This is a genomic window from Bradyrhizobium sp. Bra64 (assembly GCF_024519875.1).
GTDB lineage: Bacteria > Pseudomonadota > Alphaproteobacteria > Rhizobiales > Xanthobacteraceae > Bradyrhizobium > Bradyrhizobium japonicum_G.
Genome location: NZ_JALJRD010000008.1, coordinates 234,011 through 254,359, shown reverse-complemented (window position 1 = coordinate 254,359; position 20,349 = coordinate 234,011). Strand labels below are relative to the sequence as shown.

Genomic DNA, 20,349 nt, shown 5'->3' with positions numbered 1-20,349 from the left:
CTCTAGAGCTCCTTCTTGATGTCGACGATGCGCGACATCATGGTGATGATCAGGAAGGTGATCACGAGCAGGATCACGGCATTGGCGGCAGCGGCCGGGAACTGCAGCGCGTTCACCCGTGTCTCGATGATCTTGCCGGCCGCGGCGATCTGCTGGCCGCCCATCACGCCGATGGTGATGAAGTCGCCCATCACGATGGTGATGACGAAGATCGAGCCGATCACGATGCCGGGCTTGGCAAGCGGGATGATGACGTTGACCAGCGTCTGGAAGCCGGTCGCGCCGGCGTCATAGGCGGCTTCGATGAGCGACTTGTCGATGCGCACCATCGAGTTGAAGATCGGCACCACCATGAAGAAGGTGAACAGGTGCACCAGCGCCAGCACCACGGAGAATTCGGAGAACAGCAGCCATTCCAGCGGCTGGTTGATCAGCCCTGTTTTGACGAGGCCGGAATTGACGAGGCCGTTGCGGCCGAGCAGCGGAATCCAGGCGATCATGCGGATCACGTTGGAGGTCCAGAACGGGATCGTGCAGAGCAGCGACAATCCCATCTGCCAGGTCTTGGATTTGACGTGGAAGGCGAGGAAATAGGCGACCCAGAAGCCGATGAAGAGCGTGATGACCCACACCAGGAAGCACAGCTTCAAGGTCATCAGATAGGTCCTGGCGATGGTGCAGAGATCGGGAAGCTGCGCGATGCAGCCTTCGAACGTGTCGGTGTAGCCGCGGCCGGAGAAGGCCGGCAGCAACTGATATTCATTGTAGTCCCAGAACGAGACGATGACGACGAAGACGAGCGGGATCAGGAAGAAGGCGAGAAACACCAGCATCATCGGCCCGGCCTGAAGCCAGGAGATGAAGGACGGCGACAGGCGCGTCGGCTTTGCGGCGCGCGCTGTGCCCGACCCCGGGATCAATCCCGGGGGGGCCTGTTGCAGGATGTCCTCCGACGTGTCCATCAAATTACGCCGCGATGAACTCGTTCCACTTGCGGACCATGTAGTCGTTCTCGTCCATCACGGCGTTCCAGCAGGCCACGCCGCCCATGCGGTCTTCGTAGGAGCCGCCGTCGCGCACCGCGCCGGCCTTTTCCAGCAGCGAGCCGTCGGGCGCCTTGATGTCCTTCTCGGCCGGCTTGCCTTCCATCCAGTACGCCCACTCGTAGGGCTCCATATGCGCCTTGGCGGTGGAGAGCACGGCAGAGTAGTAGCCCTGGCGGTTGAGATAGGCGCCGGCATAGCCGGACAGGAACCAGTTGACGAACTCATAGGCCCATTCGAGCTTTGCGCCCGAGACGCCCTTGGAGACGCAGAAGCCCGACGCCCAGGAGCGGTAGCCTTCCTTCAACGGCTGGAAGGTGCAGGCGATGCCCATGGAGCGCACCTTCGTCACCGCCGGCGACCACATCGACTGGATCACGGTTTCGCCTGATGCCATCAGGTTGACGCTCTCGTTGAAGTCTTTCCAGAAGGCGCGGAACTGGCCGGCCTTCTTGGCTTCGGTCATCACCTTCATGGTGAGATCGATCTCCTCCTTGGTCATGTTGCCCTTGTCGGCATATTTGTACTTGCCGGTGGCTTCCACGACCATCGCGGCGTCCATGATGCCGATCGAGGGGATGTTGAGGATCGAGGCCTTGCCCTTGAATTCGGGATTGAGCAGCTCCGACCAGGAGCTGATCGGGCGCTTGATCAGGTCGGGGCGGATGCCGAGCGTGTCTGCGTTGTAGACCGTCGGGATCAACGTGACGAATTCGGTCGCCGACGTCGCGAACTTCTTGGAGTCCTTGCCTTCGAGATAGAGCACTTTCCAGGGCGCGGTGCCCTGGTTGCCGATCTTCTTGCCGCCGGGGGTCTGGCCCTTGGTGAAGACGGGCGTGATGTTGTCGAATTCCTTGATCTTCTTGGCGTCGAGGGCAAGGATGTTGCCCGACGGCACCAGCTTTTTGAGCGAGAAATATTCGGTGTCCAGCACGTCGAAGGAGTTCGGCTGGGTCATCACGCGCTTGGTGACGTCGTCGGTGGTTGCGGTGATGTATTCGATCTTGATGCCGGTGTCCTTCAGGCACTGCTTGGAGATGTCGTCGCCCTCGTTCACGGCGGTGCCGAGATAGCGCAGCACCTTCGTTTCGGCCGACTTTACATAGGGAAAGCCGGTGATGGCGCCGGAGCCGGCGGCAAGGCCGGCGAGACCCGCGGTGCCCTTGAGCAGCGTGCGGCGGCTGAAGCCCTTCTTCCTGGTCGTTTCGGTCATGTCAGTCACTCCTCTGTTGCGCATTCCGTTGATTGTTCGGCGCTATTGCAGGCGTTGCGCCTTGGCGGGATCCCAGGTGGCCAGCACGCGATCGCCCGGCCGGAACGGGTGGACGTCGAAGGCGGCCTCGGGGAGGTGGCAGAACAGGGCGGTGCCGTCCTCGAGCGTGAGCGAGACGGCGATGTAGGAGCCCTGGTACTCGGTCTGGGTCAGCAGCGCGGGCGCACCGTACGCGCCGTCAGTGAACGGCACGATGCCGAGCTGATCGGCGCGCACTGCGATGAGTTTGCCGGCGTCGCTGAGGACGTTGTGGCCGCCGATGAAGCGGGCCACGAATTCGGTGCGGGGATGGTGGAAGATGTCGCGGGCCGAGCCCTGCTGCTCGATCCTGCCCTGGTTCATCACGACGATGTGGTCGGCGAGCGCCATCGCTTCTTCCTGGCCGTGGGTAACCTGGATGAAGCTGATGCCGAGCTCGCGCTGCAGTCGCTTCAACTCGCCGCGCATCTTCACCCGCAGGAACGGATCGAGCGCCGAGAGCGGCTCGTCGAGCAGGAGGATTTGCGGCTCGGTGATCAGCGCGCGGGCCAGCGCGACGCGCTGCTGCTGGCCGCCGGAGAGCTGGGCGGGAAGCCTTGCCGCATAAGGGGTCATCGCCACCAGCTCCAGCAACTCGCCGGCGCGCTTGTGCCGCGTCGCCCGGTCGACGCCGCGCATCTTCAGGGCAAACGCGACGTTATCGAGCACGGTGAGGTGCGGAAACAGAGCATAGGACTGGAACATCATCGCCGTGCCGCGCTTGGCAGGTTCGAGATCGGTGACGTTCTGCGGGCCGAGGATGATGTCGCCCTCGCTGACCGCCTCGTGACCGGCGATCATGCGCAACGTCGAGGTCTTGCCGCAGCCGGACGGGCCGAGCAGGCAGCAATAGGTGCCGGCCGGGATCTTCAAATTGACGGTGTCGACCGCCAGCGTCGTGTCGTAGCGCTTGGTGACGGAGACCAGTTCGAGGGCGGCGGGAGTGGCCATGGCGTGTCCGGGGCGAGGGCGATGCTTCGCCTCTCTCCGCAAGGTCCATGCCAATCGCCCATGGCCGGCCGAATTCCGAAACAGTGCAGCGGAGTCAAATCGTTAGATCGAATCCGCCGGATCCGGGCCGTCCGCCGCATGCACCGCGGTCTGCACACAAAACGGGCGCAGATTGTATAAAGTTTCGCCTGTGATTGGATACAGCTCGTCGACTAACATTCGTGGCTGAACGTCGCCGAGCCCTCAACCCCAACCCCTCGAACTGATGGCTGCCAAGATTCGCCCGAAATCCGACGCGCCAGATGCGAGCGATCGCGTCAGCCGTATCCGGGAGGGCATGACCGCGGCGATCCTCGAGCATCGTCTGCTGCCCGGCACCAAGCTCGGCGAGGACGAGATCGGCGAGATCTACGGCGCGAGCCGCACGCTGGTCCGCACCGCGCTCCAGCAACTCGCGCATGAGGGCATCGTCAACATCGAGAAGAACCGCGGCGCCTTCGTCGCGCGACCGACGCCCGCGGATGCCCGCGAGGTGTTCGAGGCGCGCCGCCTGATCGAGCCGACGATCGTCGATCACGCCGTTGAAGCGATGTCGCCGGCCTGGATCGATCGTCTCCAGCAACATCTCACCGAGGAACGCGAAGCCGAACTGCGCGGCGACGCGCGTGCCTCGGTCCGGCTCTCCGGAGAGTTTCACCGTCTCGTCGCCGAGATGAGTGGCCACAGCATCTATCTCGGCTTCCTGAAGGAGTTGATTGCGCGCTCCTCGCTCATCATCCTGCTCTACCGCCGCCACGACACGCCGGCCTGCGGCACTGATCATCACGCCGGCATCGTCGCCGCGATCCGCAAGCGCGACAGACAGGCTGCGCGCGCGCAGATGCTGTCGCATCTGAACGAGATCGAGGCCGAGCTGTTCCTGAAGGATCCCGCCGCCGACGAGCTGCGGCTCGCGGATGTGCTGGGCGCGTGAGCGCGCGATTGCTTGGCGGCTCTTACCGCCGGTCGTCGTCGCCCGACTTTCTTCGCTGTGAACCGGACGCGATCTCCGGCTCGAATGAGTCAAGCTCGCTGACGCGTTCATCTTGGTTTCGGGAACCGTGAGATTCGCTAGTCATTCGACCGCTTACTGTACGCGTCGGCAATTTAATTCGTCAGCCGCGCCGAACTATGACAGTGCGTTGCGACGTAACGTTACTATTCCTCCCGGGCCGTACCGGCTATATGCTGACGTTCTGTCATTGAACTGTCATGTCACCGGAAATGTTGAAATCAGACGCTACACCGGCTCGCAAAACCATGAGCGCGCCGGATCGGAATCCTGTTCCTAAGGACGACAAGAGAACGCAAATCGTCGCCGGCTTCCTCAGGCAGCTTGAACCCGCCGAACTCGCCGCGGAACCTGTGATCGTCGAGGGCGCTGTGGTTGATCAGATGCCACCGCGAGACGCGGAGCCGGCACAGGAACCACGCCAGTCGAGCGCTGCCGCGCGTGCCGCCGGCGAGATCGAGCTCAAGCTTCTCGTCGATGCCGACCGCATGGCGCATTTCAACGCCGCGCCCGTGATCGCGATGAACGCGCGCAGCAAGGGCACGCACAAGCGTCTCAAGTCGGTCTATTATGACACGCCGGAGCGGACACTTCGGCGCAACGGATTGAGCCTGCGCGTACGTCGGAGCGGCGCCCGCTTCGTGCAGACCGTAAAGACCGATGCGGCGGACGACCCGCTGCGTCGCGGCGAGTGGGAGGCGAGCGTGCCGTCGCTTGCGCCTGATCTTGCTCTGGCGATGCCCTTCATTCCGGAGAAGCTTCGCGGCCATCTGGAAGCGCAGCCCCTTGAAGCGGTCTTCACCGCCGACATCCATCGCCATGCGCGGATGATCGACCTGCCATCCGGCACGGTCGAGATCGCCTTCGACTTGGGCGAGCTGACGGCCGACGACAATTCGCTGCCCGTGAGCGAGATCGAACTTGAACTGAAGAGCGGTAGCGCGAGCACGATCTACGAGATCGCGCTGCGGCTTGCCGAGCACGGGGCGGTGAAGCCGTCGATCCGGACCAAGTCGGCACGCGGCTTCGATCTTGCCGCCGGCAAGCCGCCCTCGGCGCGACGCCCGCGAAAACTTCGCCTCGATGCGTCGGTCACGCTCGACGAGGCCTTCGCCACCATCCTGCGCTCCTGCTTCCTCCATCTGCTCCAGTCGCTGCCGGCCGCCGAGGATGGCCGCAATCCGGAAGGAATCCATCAGCTGCGCGTCTCGCTGCGCCGGCTCCGGTCGGTGCTGGATCTGATGCGATCGGCGGGGGCGCTGAGCAATCTCGACACGTTGCGGACGGAAGCCAAATGGCTGGCGCAGGATCTGTCCGCCGCGCGCGACTGGGATGTGTTCCGGCTCGACACCTTGCCGACGATCGCAAAAGCCTGCCCTTCGATCGCCGGATTCGATGCGCTGGACCGGCTTGCGGCCGGGCGCCAGTCGGATGCCTATCGCAAGGCGCATGATGCGCTCGACGATCGGCGCTGCGCCATCTTCCTGATCGGTCTCGGTAACTGGATCGAGGCGCGCGGCTGGCGCAACGACGTCGCCACCGAGGATCTTGGCCAGCTCGCCGAGCCCGCGATCGACTTCGCGCAGCGCATCCTGTCGGCGCAATATGCCAAGGTGCTCAAGCGCGGCCGCCGCTTCAAGTCGCTTCCCGCCGAACAGCTGCACCGGGTCCGGCTCGCGACCAAGCGGCTGCGCTATCTCGGCGAGTTCCTGCTGCCGCTGTTCGCGGATGGCAAATCGGCGCGAAAATTCTCGCACCGGCTCGCCGGCTTGCAGGAGGAACTTGGCGCCTTCAACGACATGGCGGTCACGGCATCGTTGCTCGACGGGCTCGGCGCCGAGCCCGACTGCGCCATTGCTGCTGCTGCGATCACCGGCTGGCAGGCGCGTGCATCGGCCGGCGTGCAGCCTTCCTTGCAAGGCACCTGGCGCGACTTCACCGCGGCGCGCGTGCCGTGGTCGCGGCAAACGCAGCAGGCCTGATCGCGCATCCTCAAAAAAAGTTGCGGCCAGCCATTGGGGGATGGCTGGCCGCGCGCGAACCGGTCTGGGACGGGGAGGGGTGGGGATGTGACCGGGTCGCGTATCTCTTTCGTTTGTCGCTACTGATCTCTTGCGCTGGCGGTGGAGACCGCCGGCTTGGTATCGCCGAGCGAGACCCAGACGTTGGGATCGCTCTGCGACTGGCGCTTGACGAAGCGGTAGCCGGTCTCCGTCCAGGCAACGACGTTCTCGTTCTGATTGTCGAGAACGAACTCGCCCTTGTCGGTCTTCACCGTCAGCACCGCGTGTCCTTCGCCCTTCTTGTCGCGCACGACGGTGATGAGCAGGGCCTGGCGCGGCCAACCGGCATCAATCAGCATCTTGCGCTTCAGCAATACGTAGTCTTCACAGTCGCCGTAACCATCGGTCGGCAGCGACCACTTCTCGATCACGCCCCAGTGCTCCTGATCGGTCAAAGGCTTGACGGTCTCGTTGACCCAGCGATTGACCTTGACGAGGTCGCGCCATGCGGCCTGCGACATCACGATGTCGCGCGCCTGCGTCGGTGCGCCCTGGCACTGGGCAGAATTCTCCGCACAGAACTCGACCCAGCCGATCGGCGCGCGCGTGGTGTCGCCGAGGCTCGCGTAGAGCAGCCGGTTCTCACCGGCCTGCGCCGTCGCGCCGATCCCGAAGAGCATGACGGCCAGCGCCAAGCCCTTCCCCTGTCCCCTGAAGTCCAACATTGCGGCCCCCGTTTCTTGTTGGGACCACATTGCGCAGGGAGCTTTTGAGTTGCCGCTAAGTCAGCCAAGTCAAGTCGAGACGAATACAAGTAAAAGACGCAGCGAATTCGATCTATACTTGAATCGAATTCTCGTAAAATTTGAAATGACTGCAATTGATTCAAATTTTACGTGTTAACGCGGAAACGCTGCTGGAACCGTTGTTTGCGCGCTTGCGCGGCCCTCGGGTTAACCCGCGCCGGGCGCGTCACGTGCACGAAAAAGGCGGCGTCCGCATTGCGGAGGCCGCCTTCAAGGCTTGAAATACAGTGGTTTTGGCGCTGTCGCGCTTTACCGCGCGGTAACGCTCTCTTCGAGTGTCTCGATCGGCTGCGCGTGCACGAACTCCAGCGCGAAGCCGTCTTCGAGGTTTCGGACCACGCGGCCCTGCACGCGGCCGAGCAGCACCGTCGATTTCAGCGGCGGCCGGTTCTCCGCGGCGATCGCCGCGCCCGAAAGCGAGAGATCGATGATGCGGCAGGTCATCTTGGTGCCGTCCTCGAGCGTCAGCACCGCGATCGGGTTGCGCGGCACGATACGGTCGTGGCGGCGGTCCTCAGGCAAATTGAGGATGTCGCGGTTGGCGAGCCAGGTGAGCTGGGCGGCCAGCTTGTCGCGCTTGCGGGGCGTCGCGCCGACCGTCATGGCGAAGCCGTTGTCGATGATGCGGGTGATCTTGCCTTCGACGCGACCGATATGGTCGAGATAGGCCACCACGCGGTCGCCGACATTGCCGATGCCGGGGGCCAACAGCGCCAGTCCGCCCGGCGACATGTTGATCACCTGGCAGGGGAATTCACGGCGGTCCGGCAGCATATAGCGGCCGAGCAGGTGAACCTTCACCCGCTGGAAACGCCGACGTTCCTCGGCGGCCGGAAGAAATTTTTTGTTCGCCAACGCCATTTTCACAACCCGACCCCCCGCCTGGCGGAGTCCGGCACGACCCTAAGGTGCACAGGGTTAATGCCGCGTTAGGATTGGGTGCGTCGACTACGGACAGACACGATGCACTCGAAAAGCCACATCAGCGGCGGGCAGGCCAGCACCGTCAGCGCGCCGAGGTCGAGCGCGACCGCGGCGGTCCCGGCCGATTTGGCGAGCCGGCCCGCCACCGCCGGTCCCAGCATCATCGCGGCATAGAACAGCGTGTAGAACACGCCCATCCCGATCGCCCTTGTCTCCGGGCGGAGCACGCGGGCGGCCAGGCTCATGATCGGGCCGGCCGGATGGCCGCCGATGAGGCCGATCAGGACCAGGATCGTGATCACCGCGTCCGAGCGGGTCAGCCAGGCCAGCAGCCCGGCCACGATGAGGCTGGCTGCGATCGCCAGCAAGAACGGCCGCTTGAAGCGATCGGCAAGATAGCCGCCTGTTGGCACCGAGATCACGGACAGCCACATCACGAGACTGATTGCCGATCCTGCCGCCGCGATGCTCCAGCCGCGCTCGACCAGCAGCGAGGGGCCGAACGAGAAGATCATGGCGAAGCCGACATTGTAGAGACCCCAGATCGCGCCCGCGACGATCACCGCCAGCAGCGCGAGGGGATCAAGCCGGCCGGAGCCGGTCGCGCTGGCCGTTGCCCCCGGCGGCGGCTGATAGAGTGTGATCAGCACGATCCCGATTGCAGTGAGTGCGCCCGCCGCCAGGAACACCGCGCTTGCGCCATAGGCCGTGCCGATCGCCGGCAGCACCAGCAGCGAGATCGCAACGCCGGCTGGCCAGGAGTTGACGAAGATCGCCATCGCGGTGGCGATCTCCTTGCCCGCAAACCAGTCGGTGCCCATCTTGGTGAGCTGCACCGTCAGCAGCACGCCGCCGGCGCCCGAGACGAGCCGGCCTGCCATCTGCCAGCCCCACACATCGGTTGCGGCCATGACGAGGCTGCCGGCCGTCATCAGCAGCAGCGCCGCGATGGTCGTGGGCTTGTCGCCGAGGGTCCGGCCGATCGCGCCGCCCGGCAGCGCCAGCACCACGCCCGGCGTGAAATAAAGTCCGATCAGAATGCCGATATCGGCGAGCCCGACGCCGAAGCTCTGTTGCAGCAGCGGCGCGACCGCGGCCACGCTCTGGAACTGGAACGCGATGGTGAGGCGAACGACGAACAGGATCGCAAGAATGCCCCAGCGATTGCGCAACGCCTCATCTCCCCAAGCCCTGTGCAAACGTGCGGTGGCGAGACGCCGGAGTCAACTGGCCCTCTTTCTCGTCGCGCGCCCGTAGAGGAGACACAGCAGCGCCAGCAGCACCGCGGCCGAGAGCCCGAGCGACCAGTGAATGCCGATCGCCGCGCCGAACAGCCCGACCGTGATGCCGCTGAAAGCCCGCATCCCGAGCCCCGCCATGTTGTAGAGGCCGACGACGCGGCCGCGGATGTCGTGCGGTGCATTCAACTGCACCAGCGCCTGCGCCATGGTGTTGAACGACAGCTCGAAGAAGCCCGCAGAGAACAGCAGCACGATTGCAACCGGATAAATCCGCACCGCGGCGAAGCCGAGCAGCGTCACGCTCCACAGCATCGCCAGCATGATCGCTGTGCGCGGCGTGCCCTTGAGGCGTCCCCAGGATTCCAGCGCGATGCCGGCGAGCAGCGCACCGGCCGCGTCAGCCGCGAGCAGCACGCTGTAGGAGACGCCGGGATCGCCATGGCCGAGATCGCCGGCAAAGCCCGGCATCTGGGCGTGATAGGCATTGCCGATCATGAAGGAGGTGAGGCCAGCGAGCCACGTCATCGCCGTCAGCACCGGCTGCGTGCCGATGGCGCGGATCGTCAGCATGATGTCGGCAAGGCCGCGCACCGCGAAGCGCCGCACCGCGACGCTCTTGTCGCGCACCGGCGCCCAGAACAGCCAGAGCAGCATCGGCAGGTGGAACAGCGTGTTGAAGATGATGCCGTGCGAGGTGCCCAGCGTCAGCATGATGATTCCGCCGACGGCGGGCCCGACCAGGATGCCGAGATAGCGCGCCATGGCGTTCAGCCGCACCGCGCTCGGAAGATCGGCGGGCCCGACGAGGTCGTAGAGCAGGAGCTGGTTCGGCGTCTGCCACAACACGCCGGCGCAGCCGTGGATCACCAGCAGCAGCATCGCGTGCCACATCTGGATCGTGTCGGTGATGAAGAAGAAGCCCCATCCCGCGGAGGCCACAATGAACAGCAGCATGCCGCACTGGATGATGCGGCGCGGATCGAACCGGTCGGCGAGCCCGCCGACGGCAACCGAGAACAGCAGGAACGGGAGCCAGTGCGACAGCACGGCAAAACCACCCAACGTCGGGGAATGGAATTTCTGGAACACCACCCAGTAGCTGATCACATGCTCGATATTGTCCGCCATCATCGCCAGCACGTAGGCGATGAACTGAAGGCGGTAGGGCACCGACTTCATCGCCGCGAACGAGCCGGACGCGACCACGGGATTTTGGGGGAGGGGGTTCAAGCGATCACCTGGGTGGGACTCTTGCGGCCATACACGTTGGCGATCTGTCGCTCAAGACACTTGGGTGTGCCTGGAGATCAGCCATGCATCGCCGCCACACATTCCACCGTTGCGACGGGCAGGCGCCGTAGCCTACGCCACAGGCCTCACGTAAAACGCGTAGGGCACGCCCAAAATATCCGGCGCCTCGCGAACTCAGGTAAATCCCATCCGCAGATACATCGGCAGCGCGACCGTCATGATCGGCGTCGTATGCAGCGCGATGACTTGCGCCTAGTCGCGCTCGGCGCGGCGCAGGCATTCTTCGGTCAATTGCCGGCCGATGCCCTTGCCGCGCGTGGCCGGATCGACCACCAGCATGCGGATGATCGGCCAGGCCGGCTCGAAGAAGGCCGGCTTCGGGGCTTGCGAACCGACATAGGTTACGGCGCCGGCGATCTGGCCGTCATCTTCGGCGACGATGATCTCGCCGGTCTTGGCCAGCTCCGGTATCCTTGCGACATTGGCGGAGAACATCGGCCAGTCGGAATAATGCTGCTCGAACTCCGCGAACGCTGCGGGCGCGACGCGCGTGATCGCCTCGGCATCCTCGTTTCGACAATCACGCAGCATCGGCGTTGCCCTCGAACTGCCGCACCTTGGCACGACCGCGCATCTCACATACGCTTCGCCTCACGCCCGCACCACCAATCATAACAGACGGGCATCGAGGACACACCATGGACCAGATCCGCGTCTGCACCCACGCAGGACCGGGCTCGGAGCCCGTCATCCGCACCGTGCCGTGGCCGAAGGTCGGCAAGAAGGCCGCGCTGATCAAGGTCGGTGCCTGCGGGGTCTGCGGCACCGATCTTCACATCCTCAAAGGGCATTGGCCGAAGCCGCTGCCCTGGCCGTTCACGCTCGGCCACGAACTCGGCGGAATCATCGTCGAATGCGGCGACGAGTTCACCGAGGACTTCATGAGCAAGCCGCTCAAGGTCGGATCGAAAGTGATGATCCCGCCGCTGATGCCCTGCGGCCGCTGCTATTACTGCATCCATTACCCGCAGACCGCCAACAAATGCCTGACGCCGGTCTATTACGGCCGCTATCTCGGCTTCGAGATGGCGCCTCACATGTGGGGCGGCTGGGCCGAATATGTCTATGTCGATCTCGACATGCTGCCGGGCACCAAGATCTACAAGCTGCCCGACGACATGTCGCTGCGGCTGGGCGCACTGTCCGAGCCGCTGACCTCCTGTATCCGCGCCTTCAACCGCGCGACCCGTGCCGGAGGTTTCAGCTGGGGCGACACGGTGGTGATCCAGGGTTCAGGTCCGATCGGCATTCTGGCGGTCGCGGCCGCGCGGGAGATGGGAGCAGGGCGCGTGATCTGCGTCGGCGCGCCGGAGGAGCCGCGGCTCAAGCTCGCCCGCGAGTTCGGCGCGGAGGCGACGGTGAACATCGAGGAGCTCAAGACACCGCAAGATCGTATCGCGCGCGTGCGCGACATCGTCGGCGGCTTCGGCGCCGATCTGGTGATGGACTGCTCGGGACATCCGACCGCCGGTCCCGAAGGCATCGAGATGCTGCGCGACGGCGGCACCTATGTCGAGATGGGCCAGTTCACCGATGCCGGCTCGATCGAGACGTCCTGGCACCGCATCTGCACCAAGGACCTCAACGTGCTGGGCTCCTGGGGCTTTACCGGCAACGATCTGCCGCTCGGCGTCGACATGCTCTATCGCACGGCGGGCAAATACCCCTGGCTGAAGATGCAGACGATCTATCCGTTCACGGAAGAGGGCGTCGCGCAAGCGGTGAGGGATGCGATGGCGATGAAGACGGTGAAGTCGACGATCGTGCCATGGCCGGAACTGGTGGAATAAGGTTTTGTGGCCCGGATGAGCGATGCGATATCCGGGGTGTTTGGGGATCAAACGTTCCCGCATATCGGTTCGCTCATGCAGGCTAAGAGACTGAGTTTGGAATGAAGGACGAGATGACAAACGAACAAACAACCGAACCCGACCACCGCACCAGTTCGCCCTTCCGCGCCATCCGCGCGATCGACTACACCGTCGTCTTCGTGCGCGACATGGCGGCGATGCGGCGCTTCTACGAGGATATCCTCGCCTTTCCGTTGCTGCGGGAGCTGTCGCCGAACTGGATCGAGTACGGCTTGGGCAGCAACACGCTGGCTCTCGCAAAGCCAGGCCGGACCGCCGCCGATGCGCCGATCCCGACCGGCACTGCCTCGCTGCAATTGGCCTTCAAGGTGTCCGCAGCCGGAGTCGATGCGTGCGCCGATGAGCTGGTGCGGCAGGGCGTGGCGCTGCTGTCACCGCCGACGAACCAGTCCTTCGGGCATCGCACGCTGTTCTTCCGCGACCCCGACGGCAATCTCCTGGAAGTCTACGCGGAGCTCTGAACCGCGCAGACTGGGACCGGCGCCCGAAAAGTTCCATCGAAAATCCGCGAGTTATTCACGCCGGGGTGAAACTTAGGTCCAGGTTCCGGCTTTGAGTTGACGGGAGAGTTCATCGTGAAGCGCATCCTGAAACCCGTCACTTACATCCTGGCCGCCATCTACTTTCTGGTGGATGCGGTCTTCATGGCCGTGGCGAGGCCAATCTCGCGCTGGCTCGGGCGGCATCTCCAGTTCAGGCGATTGCGCGCCTGGATCAGATCGCTGTCGCCTTATCCGTCGCTCGCCCTGTTTTCCGTACCCGTGATCATTCTGGAGCCGATCAAGCCCGTGGCGGCCTATCTTGCCGCAACCGGACAGGTTTTGGGCGGTGCTGTGACGTTCATCGTGGGCGAGCTGCTCAAGCTCGTGCTGGTCGAGCGCCTATTCCATCTCACGCGTGACAAGCTGATGCGGATTCCGGCTTTCGCCTGGGCCTATGGCAAGTTCACCGACGTCAAGGCATGGCTGCAGGCGACCGAAGCCTGGCGCGCCATCCGCGCCTTGAGCCGCGCGGCGAGGGACGCTGTCGCGCGGGCAAGAGGCAGGCTGGTCGGCGGCTTCGGCAGGCTGGTGACCTCCCGGGATTAGGGCCGGCGCGTTGCCCCTCTATGCGAGCTTGCGCAACGCTGCGGTGGCCTTGTCGCCCGTGTTCGGCGTGCCCGTCGGCTCCATGAGCAGGAGGTGAGTCTCTTCGCGCGCCACCGGGCGATGCTCGACACCCCTGGGCACGACGTAGAGTTCGCCCGGACCGAGCGTCACCGTGCGGTCGCGCAGCTCGATGTCCAGACGACCCCTGAGGACGAGAAAGAAATCGTCGGTGTCGTCGTGCTTGTGCCAGGTGAACTCTCCCTTCACCTTCACCACCATGACGTCGCAATCGTTGAAGGTCGTGATCGTCCGTGGAGACCAGAAGTCCTCAAAGGTCGCGAGCTTGTCGGCAAGCGATATGTTGTCGGCCATGTTTCACCCGTTGCTCTCCCGTCAGGCACGATCTGGGATCGAATTTCGGATGCGACAAGACTTGGTGCCAGCCAATCGGGCGATCTTGCCTGGCTATGCGGTCCCCGGACCTGATTTGACGCAGAATCCCGCTATATGCAGCAAATCGGCCAGAAAACGCTGGATGTAGTGGGTCACGCGGCCGGTAAGCTTATTCCCGATGGCGCCAAGGCCATGCGTCATAGGCATGGTGATTTGCCCGCGCTTGGCGTAAAGAGCGTCCAAATCAAATCACCACGCGTGCGGCCGGACCATTTGCCGCCTGCGCAGCTTCAGGTCGCGCGGCTCGACGTTCCGCGCCTGGACCAACCAAGGTTTTATCCCGTGTCTTTCCCGACCATGAGTCCGCCGCTCGCCCGAGCTTTGGCCGAGCGCAACTACGACCGTCCGACCCCCGTTCAACTCGCCGTGCTCGCGGACGAGGCTGCCGACCGCGACCTCCTGGTTTCGGCCCAGACCGGCTCCGGCAAGACGCTGGCCTATGGGCTCGCCATGGCCAGGGACCTGCTGGGCGACGCCGAGCGCTTCGCGCGCGCAGGCGCACCGCTCGCCTTGATCGTCGCGCCGACCCGCGAACTCGCCTTGCAGGTTCATCGCGAACTGGCCTGGCTTTTTCAGCACGCCGACGGGCGCGTCGTCTCCTGCGTCGGCGGCATGGATCCGCGGCGCGAGCAGCGCGAGCTTGCGGCCGGCGCTCACATCGTGGTCGGCACGCCCGGCCGGTTGTGCGATCATTTGCGCCGTGGCCGCCTCGACATCTCGGAATTGAAGGTGGTCGTCCTCGACGAGGCCGACGAGATGCTCAATCTCGGTTTTCGCGAGGATATGGAGTTCATCCTCAAGACCACGCCGGACACGCGCCGCACCCTGATGTTCTCGGCGACGTTTCCGCGCGGCATCGTCGCGCTGGCCAAGCAGTACCAGCAGCAGGCGTTCCGGATCGAGGTCGCCGGCGACGAAGGCGGTCACGCCGATATCGAGTACCGCGCCATCCGGGTCGCCCCCGGCGACGTCGAACATGCGGTGGTCAACGTGCTCCGCTACTTCGAGTCGCCGAGCGCCCTGGTGTTTTGCAGCACGCGCGATGGCGTCAGGCATCTGCAGGCGGCGCTGCTGGAGCGCGGTTTCTCCGTCGTCGCGTTGTCAGGCGAATTGACACAGAACGAGCGAACCGTGGCGCTCCAGTCTTTGCGGGACGGACGCGCCCGCGTCTGTGTGGCGACCGACGTCGCCGCGCGCGGCATCGACCTGCCGAGCCTCGACCTCGTCATTCATGCCGATCTGCCCAACGACGCCGAGGTCATGCAGCATCGCTCGGGCCGCACCGGACGTGCGGGCCGAAAGGGCACAAGCGTCCTGCTGGTGGTGCCGGCACGACGGCGGCGCGCCGAGCTGCTGCTCAATCTCTCGGGCATCGACGCGGTCTGGGGGACGGCGCCGCAGGCTGAGGAAATCCGCAAGCTCGATCATGAGCGCATGAAGGACGTGTTGTTCACGGAGGAGACGACCGCCGACGATCTGGTGCTGGCGCAGGCGCTTTTGGCCGAGCGGTCGGCCGAGGATATCGCCGCCGCGCTGGCGCGGCTCTATCGCGCGCGGCTGCCGTCGCCCGAAGATATCATCGATCCCGGCGAGCGCAGCAGCCGGCCGCGCGACGATCGCGGGCGTGACAATGTCCGTGCACCGCGCGACGATGCCCGCAACTCGCGCGGCGACGATCGCCCCGAAAGGCCTCGACCCAAATCGGGAAAATCGTCGAAACATGGCATGGCGGACGGCAGCGTCTGGTTCCGCGCCAACATCGGACGCAAAAAGAACGCGGAAGCGCGCTGGCTGCTGCCGATGATCTGCCGTCGCGGCGGCATCGACAAGGGCGACATCGGCGCCATCAAGATCATGGACACCACGACCGAGTTCGAGATTTCCGAGCGGGTCGCCGATTCCTTCGCCGTCAAGATCAAGCGTCCGGACAAGGAAGACAATATCCGCCTCGAGCCGATGGCGGACGCGCCGCAGCGGCAGGCGCCTTCGCAAGAGCGGTCCCACGCGCCTCGGGGCGAGAGCGGCGACGGTGATCGTCGTGAACGTCAGGACCGTGCGCGCGAACCGAGCGAATTCAAGCCACGCCCTAAGCCTCACGGCGAGCGCGCGCCGAAATTCGAAGATGCTCCGGCCTTCGGGAAGAAAAAGAAGCACAAGAACAAGCCGGGCCAGGCAGAGCCCTCGGTCACGCCGTGGTCTGTGAAGGGCGCACCGGGAAAGAAGGCAAAGAAGAAACACCGCGGCTAGAACTCCAGCCGCGGAAGTTCAGATGTCGGCACGCGGCGCTGCGGCGAGATCACGAAGCATGTAGATTGCGCCTTCCCCGTAGGATGCAAGCTTGCTGCGTAACTCTGCATCCGCCGTGACGGGCTGAAAGCCGAAACTTTCCCACAGCGGCCGCGTGGCGTAGACCGACACCAGCGCAAGCGCCGCGATGCCGGATGCCCGCGCGAGCTTCTCGATGGTTGCGACATAGTCGCGCGCGACGCCGCCGCGAAAGTCGGACAGCACGGCGACGTCGTGCACATAGAGGCAATCGGCATCGCCGGGCAACCGTTCGAGCAATCGGTCGAGCGGCGGGATCTGCTGCCGCTTCCAGGGATGCGACAGGCCGTAGCCGGCGATCGCATCGTCCGCCGCGAGCACGCAGCAGCCGTCGGGATAGAGCCGCATCTTTTCCGCCAACACCTCGGGACGCTCGGGAAGGTCGGGATGGATGCGCGCCGCGATCGCACTCATCGCCGGCAGGTCGGATATGTGCGCGGGACGCCAATGCGGCTTGCTCATGTCGGTCGGTCTCATTCAACCCGTTTTATTCCGATGCGACGATGCGCGCAGCGAAAAATATCTTTGACGTGCTCTCAGGAATACCACGGCTCGGGCGGCGTCCTACCTCATGCAAGCCCATTGCATGACAGGAGAGACCATGACGATATCCCCGATCCGCCTTGCGCTCACGCTCGCCGTTTCGCTCGCGATCGTTCCCGCCGCGTTCGCAGCGCCGCCGACCAAGACCGGCAAGACCGACAAGGGCAGCGTGCTCACCGACGCCAAGGGCATGACGCTCTACACCTTCGACAAGGACGCGGACGGCAAATCGGCTTGCAACGGCCCGTGTGCGACAAACTGGCCGGTGCTGAAGGCCGAGGCCAGCGATACCGCCGCCGACGGCTACACCGTCATCACGCGCGACGACGGCTCTAAGCAGTGGGCCTACAAGGGCAAGCCGCTCTACACCTTCGCCAAGGACACCAAGCCCGGCGACGTCACCGGCGACGGTTTTCTCAACGGTGCCTGGCATCTGGCGATGCCGTAAGCGATCCTTCGAGACGTGCCGGCGGGCTGCGCTTGGCAGCCCGTCCCCATTCTCGCGCGTGTCACGCCGGCGGCGCCGGCACCAGGCCATAGCGCAGCATCGTCTCTTTCATCTTCGCGGGATCTGGTGGTGTGCCGGCTGACAGAAGCGCCGCCATCTCCGTGAAATATTGCGGGCCCAACACCCCGGGGCTCAGGATGCACAGGCATGTCGCCGGCCCGGTCGAACGGTTGATAAAGCCGTGTACGATGCCGCGCTTGATGAAGATGGATTCTCCGGGGTCAAGATCGGTCTGCCTGCCGTCGATCGTCCAGGTCGAGACGCCGGACAGCCCGTAGATCGTTTCGTCCCAGCGGTCGTGATAGTGCGGGATCGGCATCCGCGCATTCGGCTGCAGCGTCATTTCGAAGATATCGACGCTGCCGCCGGTGTCATCCTTGCTTTGCAGGAAGCGGAGCTGGAGCGCGCCGAAATTGATGATGTCGGACATGGCATTGTCATCCCGGTGAGAGCCTGCATCGAGGTCGCTCAGATCGAAACGAGAGCTACCGCAGCCCCTCATACACCATCAGACCGCGGGCGACCTGCAATTTGCGGATCGCACGCGGCAGCAGCTTCTCCGGCTGGTGCAGATAGCGCCAGGAGGTGAGGGCGAACGGGCCAAGCGAGCCGCATTCGTCGTCGAACGGCGCGAGCACGCCGGTCACGCTCACCGGCGTATGCGGGCGGGCGTTGAAGGGCAGCAGCAGCAGCTCGAGATGCGCCTTGCTGCCGTCCTCGCGCGCGGCAGTGACACCGGCGATCGCACCCAGCGTCTCGTCGGCGACGATTGTCGTGATCTCCTCGATCTCGCGGCGGCTGGCATCCGTGAACAGCGCCGCAAAACTCTGGTCCTTGAGGTCCAGCCCCGCGAGCGCGCAGACGCGCGTGCCGGCGACGCGGAACGGAAAGCCGAACCTGGGCTCGCAGGACAGCACGAAGATGTCGCCGAGCAGGCCGCGGACGGCCGCCGGGTCGATATCGGCCCGGTCAGGGGCCCGCGCAGCGCCGCGCTTGTTGTCCCAATACGCGAAGAACGCGCGGCTCGACGGATGTTTCATGACTGAACGCTCACCCCGGGGTGCAACCTTGCGGGACAAACCTGTCCCGCATCAGTGCACCCGCGATCCCTTTGTTGTTGTGCAGGAGGGGATTTGCAGCGTCCATGCCGCGAGGGCGTTTTCGCCGCCTCCGGAGCCGTCTTTGCGTCGTTAACGTTAAATTAACTATGCGCTTTGCGCCGGCATGGCGCCTGCTATGGTGACCGCGGTCGCAAGCCTCGCCGCTTTTCTCCAGGTTCTCGGCGAGGCCTGTACACGGGCGTCAAACAGTTTGGTCACGGGCTGCGGGGAGGGGTGGGGATACACCTTATTCCCTGGGAGTACCGGAAGGCCGGCACGGACAGGCAGGGCTTCCCAGGGCCCTGCCTTTTCCTTTTGTTCACTTGCGCAAGGCAGGTAAAGGCGACTATCTCCAAGCGGATCGCTCCGATCGGGCTTGAAAGCGACGCTGCCTTGGATTCCCCGCAAGATTCTCCGCCGCAGGATTCGTCGCCAGACGTGCCGGCCGTCGTCGAGGCGGCTCCGCGCGAGCCGATCCTGACGCTGCCCCTGGCCCTGACAGCCTATATCGTCCTGCTGGCCGTCATCCATCTGCGGGTGCTGCTGCCGCCGGAGCTCGAGAACTGGACCATCGACGTCTTCGGCTTCATCCCCAAGCGCTACGATGCCTCGCTGCTCAATCTGCAGATTCCCGGCGGGGCCGGCGCAAAGGTCTGGAGTTTCGTCACCTATTCGCTGCTGCACGCCAATCTCACCCATCTCGGCTTCAACGTGCTTTGGCTGCTGCCGTTCGGCAGTGCGCTGGCGCGGCGCTTTGGCCCTGTCAGGTTCTTCCTGTTTCTCGCGGTGACGGCGGCGGCCGGCGCGCTCGCCCATCTCGTGACCCACGAGCACGCGGTGGCGCCGATGATCGGCGCCTCGGCCTCGGTGTCGGGCGCGATGGCGGCGGCGATCCGCTTCGCCTTCGTCCGCGGCAGCTTCCTGTCGTTCAACCGATCGGACGCCGATACCGCCGCAAGAGTTCCGGCGCTGCCGCTGTCGCGGGCGCTGCGCGACGGGCGGGTGGTGGGCTTTCTCGCGGTGTGGTTCGGCGTCAACATCATCTTCGGCGTCGGTGCGATCGGGATCGATTCAGAGACCACGAGCGTCGCCTGGCAGGCGCATATCGGCGGCTTCTTCGCGGGACTCCTGCTGTTTGCGTTGTTCGATCCCGTGCCGCGCATGCGAAACGATGCTGCGGATGCGTCATCACAGGACGTTTCAGACCGTATTTGAAGCGGCGCTTGCGGTGCCGCCCGAATTCATCCATCATTTGCGCCAAGAATGTTCCGAAGCGACAAGCCGCTAGCGGCGATGCTTCGCAAAGCGCCTGAAGCGTGAAACCGGCGCCGAAACTGTTAGTTGAAGACTCGAAGAACAAGTCCGGACCGCCAAAGGCGGACGGTTCCGATTCAGGGAGGCGACAATGACGGTACGTTCGATTCTCAACAGCAAGGGCCACCAGATCATGAGCGTCGAGCCCGACGCCAAGCTGGCCGCCGCGGTCAAGCTGCTCGGTGAGAAGAAGATCGGCGCGGTGCTGGTGATGAACCAGAGCCGGCTCGAAGGCATCCTGTCCGAGCGCGACATCGTGCGCGTGCTCGGCGAGCGCGGCGCTTCCGTGCTGGAGGAACCGGTCGCTCAGGTCATGACCCGCAAGGTCGTGAGCTGCAAGGAAGCCGACACGGTCGCCGAGCTCATGGAGATGATGACAACAGGCAAGTTCCGCCACCTGCCCGTCGTCGACAACGGCAAGGTGGTCGGCCTGATCTCGATCGGCGACATCGTCAAATGGCGCGTCCGCGAATACGAAGCCGAGCAGGAAGCCCTGCGCGACTACATCAAGACGGCCTGATCAGTT

Annotated in this window: 21 protein-coding genes; 9 read left to right on the top strand and 12 right to left on the bottom strand. The window is 64.5% G+C overall.

From position 1 onward, the window contains the following. Positions 1 to 2: 2 nt before the first annotated feature. From NR187_RS23625 to NR187_RS23615, 3 genes are read right to left on the bottom strand one after another with little or no spacing between them, the layout of a single operon-like run. Positions 3 to 962: an ABC transporter permease gene (locus tag NR187_RS23625; RefSeq protein WP_211385113.1), complete on the bottom strand. Its 960-nt coding sequence runs from the start codon at positions 960 to 962 to the stop codon at positions 3 to 5. A gap of 4 nt (positions 963 to 966) precedes the next feature. Beyond that, entirely contained in the window at positions 967 to 2,256 is a 1,290-nt protein-coding gene (locus NR187_RS23620) for a PotD/PotF family extracellular solute-binding protein (protein WP_211385112.1), read from the bottom strand. Between the two features lie 42 nt (positions 2,257 to 2,298). Further along, complete coding sequence (locus NR187_RS23615; protein ID WP_211385111.1) at positions 2,299 to 3,285, bottom strand: ABC transporter ATP-binding protein; 987 nt, start codon at positions 3,283 to 3,285, stop codon at positions 2,299 to 2,301. Positions 3,286 to 3,550: 265 nt separating this feature from the next. On the opposite strand from NR187_RS23615, the gene NR187_RS23610 reads away from it, so the two are divergent. Next, entirely contained in the window at positions 3,551 to 4,258 is a 708-nt protein-coding gene (locus NR187_RS23610) for a GntR family transcriptional regulator (RefSeq protein ID WP_256807841.1), read from the top strand. Between the two features lie 290 nt (positions 4,259 to 4,548). Then, the gene (locus NR187_RS23605) at positions 4,549 to 6,318 is read left to right on the top strand and encodes a CYTH and CHAD domain-containing protein (protein ID WP_256807840.1); all 1,770 of its coding nucleotides are present in this window, start codon (positions 4,549 to 4,551) and stop codon (positions 6,316 to 6,318) included. A gap of 119 nt (positions 6,319 to 6,437) precedes the next feature. Here the strand turns inward: NR187_RS23605 and NR187_RS23600 are convergent, their stop codons facing one another. The 5 genes from NR187_RS23600 to NR187_RS23580 all read right to left on the bottom strand — a co-directional run bounded on the left by NR187_RS23600 (position 6,438) and on the right by NR187_RS23580 (position 11,152). Further along, the gene (locus NR187_RS23600) at positions 6,438 to 7,064 is read right to left on the bottom strand and encodes a transglutaminase-like cysteine peptidase (protein ID WP_211385108.1); all 627 of its coding nucleotides are present in this window, start codon (positions 7,062 to 7,064) and stop codon (positions 6,438 to 6,440) included. A gap of 330 nt (positions 7,065 to 7,394) precedes the next feature. Continuing rightward, positions 7,395 to 8,006 carry a PilZ domain-containing protein gene (locus tag NR187_RS23595; protein ID WP_094895511.1) on the bottom strand — a complete coding sequence of 204 codons (612 nt, stop codon included), beginning with the start codon at positions 8,004 to 8,006 and terminating at the stop codon, positions 7,395 to 7,397. Positions 8,007 to 8,074: 68 nt separating this feature from the next. After that, positions 8,075 to 9,241 (bottom strand): CynX/NimT family MFS transporter, encoded by a 1,167-nt coding sequence (locus tag NR187_RS23590; RefSeq protein WP_256807837.1) that lies wholly within the window; start codon positions 9,239 to 9,241, stop codon positions 8,075 to 8,077. A gap of 51 nt (positions 9,242 to 9,292) precedes the next feature. Next, positions 9,293 to 10,540: an MFS transporter gene (locus NR187_RS23585; RefSeq protein ID WP_256807835.1), complete on the bottom strand. Its 1,248-nt coding sequence runs from the start codon at positions 10,538 to 10,540 to the stop codon at positions 9,293 to 9,295. 273 nt (positions 10,541 to 10,813) lie between these two features. Next, a complete protein-coding gene (locus tag NR187_RS23580) occupies positions 10,814 to 11,152 on the bottom strand; it encodes a GNAT family N-acetyltransferase (protein ID WP_256807834.1) in 339 nt (112 codons plus the stop codon). A gap of 107 nt (positions 11,153 to 11,259) precedes the next feature. Between NR187_RS23580 and NR187_RS23575 the strand changes: the two genes are divergently transcribed. The 3 genes from NR187_RS23575 to NR187_RS23565 all read left to right on the top strand — a co-directional run bounded on the left by NR187_RS23575 (position 11,260) and on the right by NR187_RS23565 (position 13,580). Beyond that, positions 11,260 to 12,411, top strand: coding sequence for a zinc-binding dehydrogenase (locus NR187_RS23575; protein ID WP_211385106.1), 1,152 nt, complete (start codon positions 11,260 to 11,262; stop codon positions 12,409 to 12,411). Positions 12,412 to 12,524: 113 nt separating this feature from the next. Then, positions 12,525 to 12,953, top strand: coding sequence for a VOC family protein (locus NR187_RS23570; RefSeq protein WP_249129203.1), 429 nt, complete (start codon positions 12,525 to 12,527; stop codon positions 12,951 to 12,953). 114 nt (positions 12,954 to 13,067) lie between these two features. Next, entirely contained in the window at positions 13,068 to 13,580 is a 513-nt protein-coding gene (locus NR187_RS23565) for a hypothetical protein (protein WP_211385104.1), read from the top strand. A gap of 18 nt (positions 13,581 to 13,598) precedes the next feature. On the opposite strand, the gene NR187_RS23560 is transcribed toward NR187_RS23565, so the two are convergent. Then, positions 13,599 to 13,952 carry a cupin domain-containing protein gene (locus tag NR187_RS23560; protein ID WP_211385103.1) on the bottom strand — a complete coding sequence of 118 codons (354 nt, stop codon included), beginning with the start codon at positions 13,950 to 13,952 and terminating at the stop codon, positions 13,599 to 13,601. Positions 13,953 to 14,330: 378 nt separating this feature from the next. On the opposite strand from NR187_RS23560, the gene NR187_RS23555 reads away from it, so the two are divergent. Next, a complete protein-coding gene (locus tag NR187_RS23555; RefSeq protein ID WP_211385379.1) occupies positions 14,331 to 16,280 on the top strand; it encodes a DEAD/DEAH box helicase in 1,950 nt (649 codons plus the stop codon). 18 nt (positions 16,281 to 16,298) lie between these two features. Here the strand turns inward: NR187_RS23555 and NR187_RS23550 are convergent, their stop codons facing one another. After that, positions 16,299 to 16,820, bottom strand: a complete 522-nt coding sequence (locus tag NR187_RS23550; RefSeq protein ID WP_211385102.1) for a GNAT family N-acetyltransferase — start codon at positions 16,818 to 16,820, stop codon at positions 16,299 to 16,301. A gap of 139 nt (positions 16,821 to 16,959) precedes the next feature. Between NR187_RS23550 and NR187_RS23545 the strand changes: the two genes are divergently transcribed. Then, a complete protein-coding gene (locus NR187_RS23545; RefSeq protein WP_256807833.1) occupies positions 16,960 to 17,349 on the top strand; it encodes a hypothetical protein in 390 nt (129 codons plus the stop codon). Positions 17,350 to 17,410: 61 nt separating this feature from the next. Here NR187_RS23545 and NR187_RS23540 read toward each other — a convergent pair whose 3' ends face one another. Further along, positions 17,411 to 17,839, bottom strand: a complete 429-nt coding sequence (locus tag NR187_RS23540) for a cupin domain-containing protein (RefSeq protein ID WP_211385100.1) — start codon at positions 17,837 to 17,839, stop codon at positions 17,411 to 17,413. Positions 17,840 to 17,894: 55 nt separating this feature from the next. After that, on the bottom strand, positions 17,895 to 18,449 hold the full coding sequence (locus NR187_RS23535; RefSeq protein WP_211385099.1) for a PAS domain-containing protein: 555 nt from the start codon (positions 18,447 to 18,449) through the stop codon (positions 17,895 to 17,897). 453 nt (positions 18,450 to 18,902) lie between these two features. Here NR187_RS23535 and NR187_RS23530 point away from each other — a divergent pair, with 453 nt between their 5' ends. Beyond that, entirely contained in the window at positions 18,903 to 19,724 is an 822-nt protein-coding gene (locus tag NR187_RS23530) for a rhomboid family intramembrane serine protease (protein WP_211385098.1), read from the top strand. Positions 19,725 to 19,914: 190 nt separating this feature from the next. Beyond that, positions 19,915 to 20,343: a CBS domain-containing protein gene (locus tag NR187_RS23525; RefSeq protein ID WP_211385097.1), complete on the top strand. Its 429-nt coding sequence runs from the start codon at positions 19,915 to 19,917 to the stop codon at positions 20,341 to 20,343. Positions 20,344 to 20,349: the final 6 nt, after the last annotated feature.

Excerpts from the sequence above, each read along its gene's own strand:
- NR187_RS23560 (WP_211385103.1), bottom strand. The coding sequence starts at position 13,952 with ATGGCCGACAACATATCGCTTGCCGACAAGCTCGCGACCTTTGAGGAC.
- NR187_RS23550 (WP_211385102.1), bottom strand. The coding sequence starts at position 16,820 with ATGAGCAAGCCGCATTGGCGTCCCGCGCACATATCCGACCTGCCGGCG.
- NR187_RS23540 (WP_211385100.1), bottom strand. The coding sequence starts at position 17,839 with ATGTCCGACATCATCAATTTCGGCGCGCTCCAGCTCCGCTTCCTGCAA.
- NR187_RS23555 (WP_211385379.1), top strand. The coding sequence starts at position 14,331 with ATGAGTCCGCCGCTCGCCCGAGCTTTGGCCGAGCGCAACTACGACCGT.
- NR187_RS23580 (WP_256807834.1), bottom strand. The coding sequence starts at position 11,152 with ATGCTGCGTGATTGTCGAAACGAGGATGCCGAGGCGATCACGCGCGTC.
- NR187_RS23600 (WP_211385108.1), bottom strand. The coding sequence starts at position 7,064 with ATGTTGGACTTCAGGGGACAGGGGAAGGGCTTGGCGCTGGCCGTCATG.
- NR187_RS23615 (WP_211385111.1), bottom strand. The coding sequence starts at position 3,285 with ATGGCCACTCCCGCCGCCCTCGAACTGGTCTCCGTCACCAAGCGCTAC.
- NR187_RS23570 (WP_249129203.1), top strand. The coding sequence starts at position 12,525 with ATGACAAACGAACAAACAACCGAACCCGACCACCGCACCAGTTCGCCC.
- NR187_RS23545 (WP_256807833.1), top strand. The coding sequence starts at position 16,960 with ATGACGATATCCCCGATCCGCCTTGCGCTCACGCTCGCCGTTTCGCTC.
- NR187_RS23610 (WP_256807841.1), top strand. The coding sequence starts at position 3,551 with ATGGCTGCCAAGATTCGCCCGAAATCCGACGCGCCAGATGCGAGCGAT.
- NR187_RS23525 (WP_211385097.1), top strand. The coding sequence starts at position 19,915 with ATGACGGTACGTTCGATTCTCAACAGCAAGGGCCACCAGATCATGAGC.
- NR187_RS23625 (WP_211385113.1), bottom strand. The coding sequence starts at position 962 with ATGGACACGTCGGAGGACATCCTGCAACAGGCCCCCCCGGGATTGATC.
- NR187_RS23595 (WP_094895511.1), bottom strand. The coding sequence starts at position 8,006 with ATGGCGTTGGCGAACAAAAAATTTCTTCCGGCCGCCGAGGAACGTCGG.
- NR187_RS23535 (WP_211385099.1), bottom strand. The coding sequence starts at position 18,449 with ATGAAACATCCGTCGAGCCGCGCGTTCTTCGCGTATTGGGACAACAAG.
- NR187_RS23620 (WP_211385112.1), bottom strand. The coding sequence starts at position 2,256 with ATGACCGAAACGACCAGGAAGAAGGGCTTCAGCCGCCGCACGCTGCTC.
- NR187_RS23575 (WP_211385106.1), top strand. The coding sequence starts at position 11,260 with ATGGACCAGATCCGCGTCTGCACCCACGCAGGACCGGGCTCGGAGCCC.
- NR187_RS23605 (WP_256807840.1), top strand. The coding sequence starts at position 4,549 with ATGTTGAAATCAGACGCTACACCGGCTCGCAAAACCATGAGCGCGCCG.